The 13,294-nt window shown below is 48.2% G+C and carries 12 protein-coding genes and 2 pseudogenes; 8 read left to right on the top strand and 6 right to left on the bottom strand.

What is annotated here, in order from left to right; all coding sequences use genetic code 11:
- Nucleotides 1-3 precede the first annotated feature (3 nt).
- From SATMO3_RS09610 to SATMO3_RS09595, 4 genes are all read left to right on the top strand, one after another.
- On the top strand, nucleotides 4-825 hold the full coding sequence (locus SATMO3_RS09610) for a PcfJ domain-containing protein (RefSeq protein WP_371380413.1): 822 nt from the start codon (nucleotides 4-6) through the stop codon (nucleotides 823-825).
- A gap of 157 nt (nucleotides 826-982) precedes the next feature.
- Complete coding sequence (locus SATMO3_RS09605; RefSeq protein WP_371380412.1) at nucleotides 983-1,411, top strand: hypothetical protein; 429 nt, start codon at nucleotides 983-985, stop codon at nucleotides 1,409-1,411.
- A gap of 111 nt (nucleotides 1,412-1,522) precedes the next feature.
- On the top strand, nucleotides 1,523-1,765 hold the full coding sequence (locus SATMO3_RS09600; RefSeq protein ID WP_371380410.1) for a hypothetical protein: 243 nt from the start codon (nucleotides 1,523-1,525) through the stop codon (nucleotides 1,763-1,765).
- A 316-nt stretch (nucleotides 1,766-2,081) separates the two neighbouring features.
- Entirely contained in the window at nucleotides 2,082-2,357 is a 276-nt protein-coding gene (locus tag SATMO3_RS09595) for a hypothetical protein (protein ID WP_371380409.1), read from the top strand.
- 90 nt (nucleotides 2,358-2,447) lie between these two features.
- Here the strand turns inward: SATMO3_RS09595 and SATMO3_RS09590 are convergent, their stop codons facing one another.
- Nucleotides 2,448-2,816, bottom strand: a complete 369-nt coding sequence (locus SATMO3_RS09590) for a type II toxin-antitoxin system RelE/ParE family toxin (protein WP_371380407.1) — start codon at nucleotides 2,814-2,816, stop codon at nucleotides 2,448-2,450.
- The gene (locus SATMO3_RS09585) at nucleotides 2,779-3,108 is read right to left on the bottom strand and encodes a type II toxin-antitoxin system Phd/YefM family antitoxin (RefSeq protein WP_371380406.1); all 330 of its coding nucleotides are present in this window, start codon (nucleotides 3,106-3,108) and stop codon (nucleotides 2,779-2,781) included. Before SATMO3_RS09585 ends, SATMO3_RS09590 begins: the two co-directional genes overlap by 38 nt.
- Before the next feature lie 332 nt (nucleotides 3,109-3,440).
- On the opposite strand from SATMO3_RS09585, the gene SATMO3_RS09580 reads away from it, so the two are divergent.
- The 3 genes from SATMO3_RS09580 to SATMO3_RS09570 all read left to right on the top strand — a co-directional run bounded on the left by SATMO3_RS09580 (nucleotide 3,441) and on the right by SATMO3_RS09570 (nucleotide 9,834).
- Complete coding sequence (locus SATMO3_RS09580; protein ID WP_371380404.1) at nucleotides 3,441-8,819, top strand: SNF2-related protein; 5,379 nt, start codon at nucleotides 3,441-3,443, stop codon at nucleotides 8,817-8,819.
- A gap of 110 nt (nucleotides 8,820-8,929) precedes the next feature.
- Nucleotides 8,930-9,271, top strand: coding sequence for a hypothetical protein (locus SATMO3_RS09575; RefSeq protein WP_371380402.1), 342 nt, complete (start codon nucleotides 8,930-8,932; stop codon nucleotides 9,269-9,271).
- Between the two features lie 113 nt (nucleotides 9,272-9,384).
- Nucleotides 9,385-9,834, top strand: coding sequence for a RadC family protein (locus SATMO3_RS09570; RefSeq protein ID WP_371380400.1), 450 nt, complete (start codon nucleotides 9,385-9,387; stop codon nucleotides 9,832-9,834).
- Nucleotides 9,835-10,128: 294 nt separating this feature from the next.
- Here the strand turns inward: SATMO3_RS09570 and SATMO3_RS09565 are convergent.
- A pseudogene (locus SATMO3_RS09565) lies at nucleotides 10,129-10,731 on the bottom strand (ISAs1 family transposase); the annotation flags it as partial.
- Nucleotides 10,659-10,811, bottom strand: a pseudogene (locus tag SATMO3_RS09560) (transposase family protein); the annotation flags it as partial. The pseudogenes SATMO3_RS09560 and SATMO3_RS09565, both read right to left, overlap by 73 nt.
- A 272-nt stretch (nucleotides 10,812-11,083) precedes the next feature.
- Here SATMO3_RS09560 and SATMO3_RS09555 point away from each other — a divergent pair.
- Complete coding sequence (locus SATMO3_RS09555) at nucleotides 11,084-11,524, top strand: hypothetical protein (RefSeq protein ID WP_371380398.1); 441 nt, start codon at nucleotides 11,084-11,086, stop codon at nucleotides 11,522-11,524.
- Between the two features lie 12 nt (nucleotides 11,525-11,536).
- On the opposite strand, the gene tnpB is transcribed toward SATMO3_RS09555, so the two are convergent.
- Together tnpB and SATMO3_RS09545 are read right to left on the bottom strand one after the other, a co-directional pair.
- Nucleotides 11,537-11,752, bottom strand: a complete 216-nt coding sequence (gene tnpB, locus SATMO3_RS09550) for an IS66 family insertion sequence element accessory protein TnpB (RefSeq protein WP_371380396.1) — start codon at nucleotides 11,750-11,752, stop codon at nucleotides 11,537-11,539.
- A 199-nt stretch (nucleotides 11,753-11,951) separates the two neighbouring features.
- Nucleotides 11,952-13,280, bottom strand: a complete 1,329-nt coding sequence (locus tag SATMO3_RS09545; protein ID WP_371380395.1) for an APC family permease — start codon at nucleotides 13,278-13,280, stop codon at nucleotides 11,952-11,954.
- Nucleotides 13,281-13,294 lie beyond the last annotated feature (14 nt).

The following is a 13,294-nucleotide window of genomic DNA, read 5'->3' as shown; positions in this document are numbered from 1 at the left end:
GCTTTGGTAAAATCTTATCTGGGCAAGCATCCGGCCGCTCGCGGTGTTTTAAATTGGAACGGCAAGTCACTCAGAAAAGTGCTGGGCTTTCAACCGACAAAGCTAGAACTCAGGCATGCCGACAAAGCGAATGTATCCGGGGGAAAACTGGTGCACTGGATTAAGCTTAGAAAAAGCGGCTGCCAGATTTTACTGCCGGACTTGGACGCCTATGGCTGGCTCACTGAAACCTTAATTCTCAAAAATTTAAGGGAATTTGTTCCCTTTGATAAACTTCTGGCTTACCAGAAACGCTTGGAAAAACGCGGTGAACTCGCTGCGTATTTTTTTCGCGATTATCTGGACTATCTGCGAGAATGCCAGCAGCTCGGCTACGATATGTCCTGCAAAGAAATTTTGTATCCAAACAAGCTAGCGGAAAAGCATCTCCAAAACCACCTGCGAATCGAGCACAGAAGAGACCGGCTGCTTGATCAAAAAATTAGCGAGCGGTATCCCCAATTAGTCGAGAAATACGAGTATGCCACGAAAAACTTTTGCGTCGTCGTTCCCCAAAATTCCGGCGACCTCATTGCCGAAGGGCGCGACCTAATCCACTGTGTCGGCGATTACATCTCCAGCTTTGCAAACGGGTTCACGGACATTGTCTTTTTACGAAAAGCGGCGGAGCCTGCTGCTTCCTATTACACCATGGAACTTTATGACGGCGAAATCTTGCAATGCCGCGGGTGGGACAACTGCGACCCTACCAAAGAGATTCATGCGTTTTTAGACGAGTTCAAGCAAAACCGCCTGACGAAAAAACGGAGAAAACGGGCGGTGTAAAGGTAACCCATTCTCAATTTAAAATAAAGGAAGGCGGCTTATGATGACGAAAAGCGATGAGCCATTTACTCTCGATTGCTCGTCCCACTCGATATTTACAAGATGGACAGGTAAGGACCCAGAAACATATGTCTTTACTGCTCAGGAAGAACGCCTTATGGCTGCCGTATCGAAAGCTCTTGATCTTGGGTTGTTCTACAATAGTGATGTAGATGAATTTGTAGCGAAGGAGCTTGAAATTACGGCCGAACAGCGGTCAGCACAGTTCCAGAAACCGGAGAATGCTGTACATGGAGGATGTTTTGGCTACGAAGTTTACCATGCGCGTAAAGTGGTGGAAGCGCGCCGTAGCATGAAAGATAACCGAGAAGCAATCGAACAGTATCGATACTTTGTCGGTCAAAAGTTAGGCCGCGTTAAACTAAACGGAAAAATAGTCTCCGGAACTGTCATTACTGCCGTTTCTCCGGATCAGATTGCTCTCACGGGAACTCTGGGGAATAGGAAATGTGCCGCTACAACTGAGCCAAGAAGATTGGCGACCGTTATCGAAGCTGGCAAAGCCCCTACGGCGGTTAACCGCTAAATCCTGCTAATTTTACAGCTAAAATGGGCGTCAAAAAGTACCGAAAACTCGGTGCTTTTTTCGTTTTCAACCCTTCAACTGAACGAGTTAGGTGTAAAGGAGGAATTTACTTTGAGAAAGAACGCGGCTGAACTTGATTACGCTTGGCATATCCTGCTCTATCGCTGCTCCCTTTATGCGCGTAATCGAAATCTAGCGCGAAAATATCGCCTGCTGGTTGAGCAGTATGGCGCGGCGCTTGCATATTCCCAAGAGGAAATCAATCGGCATATCCAGGCGGAGCAGCGCCGTGCTCTGGTCGTACGCAGACGCAGGGAAAAAACCGGCATGAAACAGCCTGTCAAGCCGGCGTAATAGCCCAAAACAAGAAAACAGAATGGAAATAAAATTAATAAAGAGGAGTGGTTTTCATGCTGGAATTTCAAAAAGAAATGTCCCGGGATGAACTTATCAGGCACCTGCAGGAAAACGGGTATACCAAAATAGATTTACCCATAGTCAATGACTGCAAGTTCTACATGCTGGAGTGTCTAACACCTAAAAACGGCGTATGGATTGGCCAACTTGGACAAGGCGTTGGTATGGCATACACTAATGGGTTACGTCTGAACGAGGTTACAATGAACAAAGTCAACTTTCCGAGTATCATTGAGCCTGGAGAAACGTTTAATTGGGCTATAAAGGAATACCTGCTGCGGAAAACAGTCAGAATACCGATATTAACGCTATCGGTATTCTGTTCTTTCTGGAGGACGCGGCAAAAGAGCTTACCGAAGGGACTGCTTCGGAAATTGACTTGTACTTTCGGCAACAAGGCGTTGATTGGCAGTATGATTACGGCAAGGTTGTTGACGCTATTCCAAAATATTACCGGTTTTCTGTAAAAATGATCTATAACCAGCAAGACCAGCATCTCACAATCTACGAAAAACCCGGCAATGTTTAGGCTGCTAGGCCCGCCAGGACGTAGTGCACAAAGCTTACAATAGCGGCAGGAGCAGTACAAACAGTGCATGAAGGACTGAAACCCTCCGTATTATTCGGAGGGTTCTGTTTCTTCCATGTCTTCAGGGCCACCCATGATCAGCGTCCAGTTTCTTTTGTTGTGTAAAATACGATGTATCTCGATAACTGGCCCGTTCCAGACCCATAGGGCTGAATAGTTTGTGTGTACCGAAAACCGTAGGTATCTCTGTTCCGCTAAAAAAGGATACGCTCTAGGCGGTAAACAGATATTGGGACTGTTCGCTAAAACATTGTTTATCCTAGCCCTTACGTCGGCGACAAATTTTCGGGCATTCGCAGGACTATCTTGAGCTATATACAGGGCTGCGTCCCGGAGGTCCTTCTGGGCCGTAGGTACGATTTTAACCTGATATTTTCCGCTCGGTTTGCCTGTCGTCATCTTCCCGCTCCCTTAATTCAGCGTCTATTTCGTCCAAGACATCGTTAACATCCCGACTTTCACCTCTACGGCTCTCGCCTGCCGCTTGAATAAGAGATTTATACAATTCATTTTCTTCTTTAAACTTTTCGAGTTCAGACATTAGATTTTCATAATTTTCGTGGCCAAGGACAACCAGCCTGCCAGTGCCTTTTTTTGTGATGTATACCGGCAGGCTTTCGGTAATACAAAAATGTTCAATTTCGTCCATCTTTTTGGCCAAATCCGTCATGGGACGAATGATCGCTTTCATATTTCTGCACCTCTTTATGTTAGAGTTCTACCTATATTATACCCGGCTAGTCAATATAAAATCAATCTAAGATCAATCTATAATCATTATATCTTGGTAAAAAATGATGTGCCCGTGGTGGTATCAAAATATCGGCTACAGTCGGCGTTGGCTTGGAAGCAAGTCGACAGGATGATCAAGCTGCATTCGCGGTACTGGTTTAGCGCTCACTTTACCACTCCCCACAGCCGAAAGCAAGGTACGCTTGCGCTTTACTCCTTGCTTTCGGCTATGGAGAATGGTTTTTTTTCGCCATAAACCAGCACCCAAAGGCAGAAAGGACGGATGAAAAAATGGCTCAATTGGCGGAAACGCGCCAAGAATTGGAAGATCAAGTACTACAGCAGATTACAGCTAACATGGCGGCTTGGAAAGCTTTTTTGGGGACAGTCGGCAGAATGTACAAATATCCGTACACCGACCAGCTCATGATCCATGCGCAGCGCCCGCAGGCCCAAGCCTGCGCCGAATTGGAGCTCTGGAATCGCCGCTTTCACCGGCGAATCAAACGCGGGGCCAAAGGCATCGCTTTATTTTTCCATGATGGACGCTGGCAGAAAATCAAGTATGTCTTTGATCTTAACGATACTTACATTCAGAAAGATGCTGATGCCCCGCTGGTTCTATTATGGACTTTGGAAGAAAGCAGTGAACAGGCGGTTTGCCAGGCGCTGAAAGACCTATATAACTGTACAGAAACCGACCTTCTGTCGTTGATTTCAGCTATCGCCGCGCAACTGCATGGCAATGTAGCCAACAAAAAGAACCTGCTTGCCATGCCGTCGGCCGACGCTCTCAACCAGGGCGATGAGCAAGAACTGGAATGCCGCCTGCGAAAGTTTATCGTTGACAGTACCTGTTACGCCATATTTGCCCGCTGTCAGATAGAACCTGCCGTATCGCTGGCCGAGTACGAAACACTGCTGCCCGCTGTTTCCACAAAGGACAGCATCTTACGTATCGCCGAAGCTGTCAGTCATTGTACGGCCAACCTGCTGCGCGCCATCGAAAGCGCCATTAAAACGCCGCCGGTGAAACCGGTTGAGGCATCACCGGTACAACTTCATGTTGTGGCGAAACCCGAAACGCCCCCGCCGGAAGCGGAAACCGGTGCGCAAACGCCAGTAGATCAGGCGAAGTCCCCGCAGCCGCGGCCAGTGGAAGTGGCTGCACCGGCACTGCCCCTGCCTGCCGCTTCCGGCGAGAATTTTGATTTAACAGTGAAAAGTTATCCGTCAGGGGCGAAGGCCCGCTATCAACGTACAGTAAGCGCCTTAACGCTCTTGAAGCAGTTGGAAGCAGCGAATCGGCAGGCAACCCGGGAAGAACAGGATATTTTAGCCGGGTACGCCGGCTGGGGCGGACTTTCCCAGGTTTTTGCGCCGGATAATCTGACCTGGAAAAAGGAATATCAGGAAGTTCATGATCTATTGACGGAAAAAGAGTACCGGTCGGCCCGCGCTTCCATTCTAACGGCGTTCTACACGCCGCTGGCGATTATCCAGGCCATGTATGACGGCGTCCGCCGGCTCGGGTTTCAAGGCGGTAAGATTCTGGAACCTTCCTGCGGCATTGGCAACTTCATCGGTGCAGTGCCAGCAGCACTGAAACAGACTTCTAGTTTTTACGGCATAGAAATCGATGAGCTTACCGCCCATATCGCCAAACAGTTGTATCCGGCGGCAGCGATTCAAACCATCGGCTTCGAAAAAGCAAAATTCCCGAATGACACTTTCGATCTAGTAATCGGAAATGTACCATTCGGGAATTTTCCTGTTTATGACCCAACCTACAAGGATAAATTGTCCATCCATGAGTATTTCTTCGCAAAATCATTGGATGTATTGAAAGACGGCGCGCTGCTGGCCCTGATCACCAGCAAATTTTTCCTGGATAAAAAAGGTTCTGCTTTCCGTGAATACCTGGCCAAGCGCGCGCAGTTGCTGAGCGCTATTCGCCTGCCGGACACGGCCTTTCTCCAGGCTGGCACCAATGTGCCCATGGATATTTTGTTTTTCCAGAAAACAGCGGCGGCTCCCGAGCCGGATTGGCTGGAGCTGGGTGAAACAGCGGACGGAATTGAAATCAACCGCTATTATCTTGATCATCCTGACCATATTTTAGGTACGCTCACCAAGAGCAACCACCGCTTTTCCGGCGGCAGCACCTGCATGCCCAAGAAAGAAGAACTGACCTTGCTGTTAGCCAACGTCATGGAAAGCTGGCAGGTCTGCCCACCCCAGAATCAAGCTATCGAAATATCTAAGCAATCCCCCGCTCCTATCCAGGACAGACCTCCGGACAGTTGCCCCGAACCTCAGACAACCTCTCTGTTTGACAGTCCGCTTATCCTTGAACCTGCAATCGAGTTGACGATGTCGGCGCCGGATAGCGTTACACCGCCCGTGAGGAAAGAAACCACTCTATCTATAGAACTGCCCTCGCAGCAGCCGGCAACTTCGGCCGACCTGTTTGATCATGAGGAGGAAGCTGTCCCTAAAACGCTGAACGCTCCGGATGACATCCGAAATTTTTCCTACATAATCCAGGACAAGCACCTGTATTACTGCGAGGATAACGAGCTTGTCTTGCAGGAGGTCTCAGACGGCGCCTACCGCCGGATCGCGGCGCTGATTACCCTGCGGGATATTGTCTATGACCTGTTATTTGTGCAGATGCACTCGCTGGATGCGGCTTTGATTCAAGCCAAGCAGGTGTTATTATCCCAACGCTATGATGCTTTTGTCCGCACCTATGGCTTGATCAACAGCCGCGCCAACAAGCTTGCTTTTGCCGAGGATAGCTCCTATTATCTGCTTTGCTCACTCGAAATACTCGACGAAGACGGCAACATGGAGCGCAAGGCGGATATTTTCACCAAGCGGACTATCGCTCCCCACCAGCCGGTGACGCAGGTGGAAACGGCCAGTGAGGCCCTCACCGTATCGATGAATGAAAAAGGCCGAGTGGATCTACACTTTATGGCATCCCTGCTTGGCAAGGAACCGAATGAAGAAGGCGACAAGGCGATCACTGACGAATTGCAGGGAACGCTTTTTTTTGACCCGACGGCGAAAAGCTGGCAGACGGCGGATGAGTATTTGTCAGGCAATGTCCGTACCAAGCTTCGCCTGGTCGAGCAGTTGGCCGAAACTGACCCGGATTACGCCTCCCATGTGGAAGCCTTACAACAGGTACAACCGAAAAAGCTCACGGCCCCGGAAATTGACGTCCGGTTAGGCGCGGTATGGATTGATATAAAGTATATCCAGGCGTTTATGTATGAAACTTTTCAAACCCCAACCAACCTCCGCCGGCTCATCCAGGTGGAATATGTAGCCTATACATCCGAATGGAACATTTCCGCTAAGACCCAAGTGTCAGGGGATGATGTCGCAGCCTATACGACGTATGGCACCAGGCGCAGCAATGCCTATCAGCTCTTGGAAGAAGCCTTGAATCTCAGAGATATACGGATCTATGACACTGTCATGGAGAACGGCCAGGAAAAGCGGGTACTAAATCAACAGGCAACTACCCTGGCCGTCCAAAAACAGGAAGCCATCAAACGTGCTTTTCGCGACTGGATTTTCCAGGATGCCGAACGGCGTCATACACTGGTTTCGTTATACAATGAACGGTTTAATTCCACACGGCCGCGCGTTTATGACGGCAGCCACCTGGTGTTTCCGGGTATGAGTCCGGCGATTACACTTCGCAAGCATCAGAAGGATGCCATTGCCCACATATTGTACGGAAATAACGTTCTGCTGGCCCATAAAGTCGGCGCCGGCAAGACCTTTACGATGGCGGTGGCGGTAATGGAATCCAAGTGGCTGGGCCTTTGTACGAAATCTATTGTCGTGGTCCCCAATCATCTGGTAGAGCAATGGGCCGTTGAATTTTTGCGGCTGTACCCGGCAGCCAATCTGCTGGTTACTCGCAAAAAAGATTTTGAAAAAGCCCACCGGAAACGGTTCTGCTCGAAGATTGCCACCGGCACCTTTGACGCGATTATCATCGGTCATTCGCAGTTCGAAAAGATTCCGATTTCCCCGGAACGCCGGGCAGAGCTGATCCAAAGCCAAATTGACGATATCACCGACAGCCTGGAAGAGTTGAAAAGCGAAAACGGCCAATCCTTTAGCATCAAGCAAATGGAAAAGATTAAAAAGCAGCTTGAAGTCCGCCTGGAAACACAACTTAAAACCGAGCGCAAGGATGATGTCGTGACCTTTGAGCAGTTGGGCGTAGATCGCTTATTTGTCGATGAGGCACACTCCTTTAAAAATCTCTTCATTTACACCAAAATGCACAATGTGGCCGGTCTTTCCACGACCGATGCGCAGAAATCTTCGGATATGTTCGCCAAATGCCGCTACATCGATGAAATCACGGATAATAAAGGCATCGTATTCGCAACCGGCACGCCGGTGTCCAACTCCATGACCGAGCTGTACACGATGAAGCGCTATCTCTTATACAGACGGCTGGAGGAAATGGGGCTGAGCCACTTCGACTCCTGGGCGGCAACTTTTGGCGAAACAGTTACGGTAATTGAGCTCGCTCCAGAGGGAAAAGGCTACCGCGCCCGCACGCGCTTTGCCAGGTTCTTTAATTTACCGGAACTTATGAACGTATTTCGGGAAGCGGCGGATATACAGACCGCCGATATGCTGAAGCTTCCTGTCCCGGAAAGCATTTACGAGACGGTTGTGGCCAAACCGAGCAGCTATCAAAAGGATATGGTCGACGCCCTTTCAAAACGCGCCGAACGAGTACACAAACAACTGGTTAAGCCCCATGAAGACAATATGCTTAAAATCACCGGCGACGGCAGAAAATTGGGACTCGATCAGCGCCTGATTAACCCGGCTCTGCCTGACGACCCTGACAGCAAAGTCAATCAGTGCATCCAGAACATCCTGAAATTCTGGCTTGACGGAAAGCCGCAAAAACTAACGCAACTGGTGTTTTGCGACCTGTCCACGCCGAAAGCGGACGGCAGCTTTAGTATTTACTGCGACATGCGGGAAAAGCTCGTCCGGCTGGGCATTCCCCGCGAGGAAATCAGCTTTATCCACGATGCGGACACTGACCAGCAGAAAAAGGACCTGTTTGCCAAAGTGCGGGCCGGCAAGGTACGCGTGCTCTTTGGCAGTACGCAAAAAATGGGCGCCGGTACGAATGTCCAGGACCGGCTGATCGCCAATCATGACCTGGATTGTCCGTGGCGCCCCGGTGACCTGGAGCAGCGGGCCGGCCGAATTGTCCGGCAGGGGAACCAAAATGAGGCAGTTCATATTTTCAGGTATGTAACAGAAGCTACCTTTGACAGTTACCTGTACCAAACTATCGAGAACAAGCAAAAATTCATTAGCCAAATCATGACCAGCAAAGCTCCCGTCCGGTCTTGTGAAGATGTTGACGATGAAGTGCTCTCCTATGCGGAAATCAAGGCACTCTGCGCGGGCAATCCACTCATAAAAGAAAAAATGAACCTGGATATCGAAGTGGCCCGCTTGCGGCTGCTGGCGGCAGATGATAAATCCAAACGGTATCAGTTGGAAGACAAGCTCTCGAAAAATTACCCGGCACAGCTCAAAAACGCGGAGGAGACCATCGCCGCCTTACAGACAACCTGGAAACGGAGCGGCAACATGCTATCGTAAAGGATTCATTCATCGGCATAGAGCTACTGGATACATTCTATACCGACAAAAACGCAGCCGGAGAAAAACTGCAACTGCTTGCCAGCGAGAAAAAAGAATGCGAACCAACCTTGATGGGACAATACCGCGGTTTTCTGCTGGCTCTGCGTTTTGACCTCTTTGACAATGAATTTAGACTCCAGTTAAAAGGGAAACGAACGCATGAATGCAGTATGGGAACGAGCGCCACCGGTAATTTCACTCGTATGGATCATTTGCTGACGGATATCTCGAAAAAATTGTCCGAAACGCAAGATAAACTCCAAGGCATCCATATGCAAATCGCCGCTGCACAAAAAGAACTCGAAAAGCCATTCCCAGAAGAACAGGAGTTAAAAGAAAAGGAAGCCCGGTTGATTGAACTGAATGCGCTGTTAAGCACAGACGCGCCGAACGAAGAACAAATTGCCTAGCTGTATAAAGTTTCTATGCCGCGCACAGTAGCGGCAAAAGAGAAGGACTGGCAAAGGGGTTATTTCTCCCTTTCCAGTCCCTTTTTCATTTTCAAGCATAAGGAGGATTCAGTATGCTCATAACCTTTCAAAAACTTGCGATTGTAAAAGAAGAAAAAAAACGGTATTTCCTAGAACCCTTCATTCAATCGCCAATCAATGCGGCCGACGCCTTTCAAGTCATTTTTGAACTTGAAAACGCTGCCGAAGAGATGTTCTGCGCTTTATTCTTAAATACGAAGAATAAAATCATCGGTGCCGCCGAAATATCGCATGGTACTCTCAACGCCTCGCTGGCCCATCCCCGTGAACTCTTTAAAAAGGCTTTGTTTCACAACGCCGCGGCTGTCATTATCGGCCACAACCATCCCAGCGGCGATCCCCAGCCAAGCCGTGAAGATGTTGAATTGCTGAAAAAGTTTAGAGAAGCCGGTGAAATACTGGGTATCAGTATTCTTGATCAGATTATTATCGGCGGCAATAACGAATTTTATAGTTTTACTACACAATCCAAAATAACTTGATGCCTGACAGCATATGCCAAATTATATTAACTTCGAATAATCCTGCGCACTGTAGAAAAAGCGCATAATGCTAACGGTTTGGGAAACTTCATTGACTTTGTATATAAGCAGGTAACTTTTAATTACTGCTTTGCGGTAACCCTCTTTTCCTAACAGGGCGTGTTCATGAAAAAATCCAAGGATTAAAGAGAACGGATTCCATATAGTCTATATCCAAAGAACAGCGATATCGTTTTCTTTGAATGGACATCATAGATTCTGTATCCAATTTTAATAAATTGACAGCCTTCGAAGTTACGACAAGTTTGCTGCCTCAAGCTGCAGACGTGTTAGCCATTGATCTTCGCGAAAGCCAACATCCAAAACCCAATGCAAGTTATTTTCGATACCCCAGTGAGACCTGGAAGCTTGAGCATATTCAAGAAACTCTCGGTGCATGGTTCCTTGATTTGCTCTGAGCCCGATAAGATAGTCAGCCTTCTTTTCTTTTACAATCTTTTTTACCAGATCTTTTTGGCATCCCATCGCGTCCATCGTAACGATGGCGCCTTTTAAGTCCAACAATTCTGGAATAGCAGTGATTTCATTGCTTTTGGCCTGAGTATTTATCTGTGCCAAAGAAATTTTGTTTTCACTACACCACGCGCCTACCATATAGATCAAGCCTTTTCTTTCTTCCTTATGATAAGTGCCCGCAAGCGCTTTCCCATCTAAGGCAACTACGCGTTTTTTACTAATTATTTCGACATTGGCCATGATTTGGGAAAACAAGGTAGCAAAAGCTTTGGGTTTGATAATTTGCAAGGCTCTAGCAAGGTCAAGCGGCTTGGAATACCCTGTTCCAATGAGAGCAATGTTTCCAACCACTGTTTTCTTGCTATAGCAAAATCGTGAATTTCCACTGCACTGTTGGCGTTGCAAGTGACTGCTAACAGGCTTATTAGTAAAATATCCGATAATTTATGTTTATCTTCCAGGCTTGCCTGGGGTCTGGCATTTTATCCAAAATAGCAATGAGATTTTCCATTATTTTCACCTCATTGCTTTAATTTTTCCCCTTTTTTCCTTCTTTTACTGTTGGATTTTCATGAACATGCCCTGTATTTTTTTGAGAAAAACGTATGCTTTTCTAATCAAAAACTCATACAACACCTGCAGACTCCCGCAAGTAAATACCGCTGTCCATATATACATATCAATGCCGCAAAGATTTCTACAATAAAAGCATCAAAAGAAGGGAGGTTTGAAAATGTCAAAAAGCTTGGAAACAGTCTATGGCGAGACTCTGATGACCACGCAGCTGTCGCCGGTCCGGTTCACCATCAACGGACTGCCTCAGAGTCTGCACATCCTGCGGGCGCACCGAAGGTGGGAAAATCGTGTCTGTGCCTCCGCATTGCCAAAGGCGAAACCATGGGAGTTCCCGGTCACACGGGGCGATGTACTCTATCTCTTTCTGGAGGACAGCTATTCCCGCATCCAGAAACGGCCGCTGAATATCACGGGCGACGCGCCAGATAATCTGATGTTGGAAAAGCTCCGCAATGGTCTTGAGCAGCAGATTGAGCGCTTCCTGGGGAGCATCCCGACACAGTTCTCATTGTTAGCTACTCTCCAGCGCATTCGCAGTGTCGTAAGCGACGTAAACCCTTACGCGAATGATTATCGTGACCTCTGCATCCTCAAGTAGCTGGCATCCTGCTTATCCACCATCTGCGGAAAATGAATGACGACGATCCCATGAACATAATCTCCGCCCATCTGTGAAGGGATTCAATTGAAATTGCCGCTGGATGATACTGTCTAATCCGTCAATTCCTCGCCGCAAATCCGTGTAACCGCAGACAATGTATATTCTGTCCGCTCCACAAAACAGAATAGGGTTGCTACCAAAACCCACAATTGATAGCAACCCCATTGTTTCGCTGTTAATATTGCTGCTGGCGTGTATTTACTATCCTACTAGCAAACCTAGAAACTTTTTCTGGCCAGCTAAAAATGGCTGAAAAGCTGTCAGCCCACATGCACATCGACATAATGGAATAGCTCGATTTTCATAAAGCTTGCGGCTTACGCCGCCAATTTGCCGATTTCTCTGAGGCAATCTCGTACGGAGATTACTGTGTATTTGCGTTGCGCTTTTGAATTAGAGAATACACAGGCAGTCCAATGAGAGTAACAAGCACACCAAAAATTGCAAAACCTGTTGTGGTTACAATAGTATTGAAGCAAATGTAAAGAGCGCCGATAATCCCTATGATCGGAACGACGGGGAATAAGGGAACTCGATACCCGTCTTCTTTCACAAGCTCAGAGTGCTTTTTGCGCATTACGAATACACCGGCTATGCCGACGGAAATGAAGCCCCAGGTTACGAAAACAAGCAAATTTGTAAGCGTATCAAAAGTTCCTGTTAGGATATAAAGCGCTGCAAGAACAATTTGAATAAAGATTGCATTGGCGGGTGAGCCATTTCCGTTGAGCTTTGAGAAGAATGACCGGAAAATAAAATTTCCCTCCATGGCCATAGAGTAGGGAAGACGTCCGCCAGCAAGGATGAAAGGACTAAGGCAGCCAAAGATAGAAACCAGAATGCCAATGGCGATGAGACGGGCACCGGCAGTACCCAGAAGAATTTCCGCCGCATCAGAGACCACCTTTTTAGATGCGAGAATGGCATCCAAAGACATGGTATTAAGCACGGCAATATTTACGCCGAGGTAGACCACGGTGATGATCAGCAGACCGAACAGAATCGCCTTGGGAAAGTTTTTGGCAGGATTCTGTATTTCACCGCCCAGATTGCACACGGCAATCCAGCCTTCGTATGCAAACAGGACACCAAGCATGGCAGCACCAAAGCCGCTGGCTGTAGTTCCAGAGGATACCATGGGTGTAAAGGTGTGAGCCTGACCCAGGGTGAGGCCTGCGACGATTATAACCGCTATCGGGATAAGCTTAGCAATGGTTACCACGGATGCAAATTTCGCCCCTACCTTGGTGGGAAGCAGGTTGATAAGGCCCAATACTACCAGCATTCCAACCGAGACAAGCTTTTGCTGAACATCGGTGAGCGGCCAGAAGGCGGTGCACTGCGACGCGAAGGCAACCGCCAGAGCGGCATCCATAGCAGGGAAGTAAATCAACACTTGCGACCATCCAAACAGAAAGCCAAGCTTTTCCCCGAACAGCCTGTTGAGATATACCATCAAACCGCCTGTTTGCGGCATGGCAGTTCCAAGCTCCGCGATGCTCAGGGCACCTGCCAGGGTAATTATGCCGCCTAGAATCCATGCTACAATGCCCAGCCCCGGCGCATTAATTCCGCCGAATACGGACGATGGCTTAAAGAACACGCCGCTTCCGATAACTACCGCTACAACCATCATCGTGGCGGGGAACAGGGAGATTTCCCTGCTCAGTTTCTGCGAGAGCTTGTTATCCATAGAAATACCTCCGT

Origin of the sequence: Sporomusa aerivorans (assembly GCF_041428895.1) — a bacterium.
In the GTDB taxonomy this organism is placed as follows: domain Bacteria; phylum Bacillota; class Negativicutes; order Sporomusales; family Sporomusaceae; genus Sporomusa; species Sporomusa aerivorans.
The sequence above is the reverse complement of the archived record's forward strand: the minus strand, read 5'-3'. Positions and strand labels throughout refer to the sequence as shown.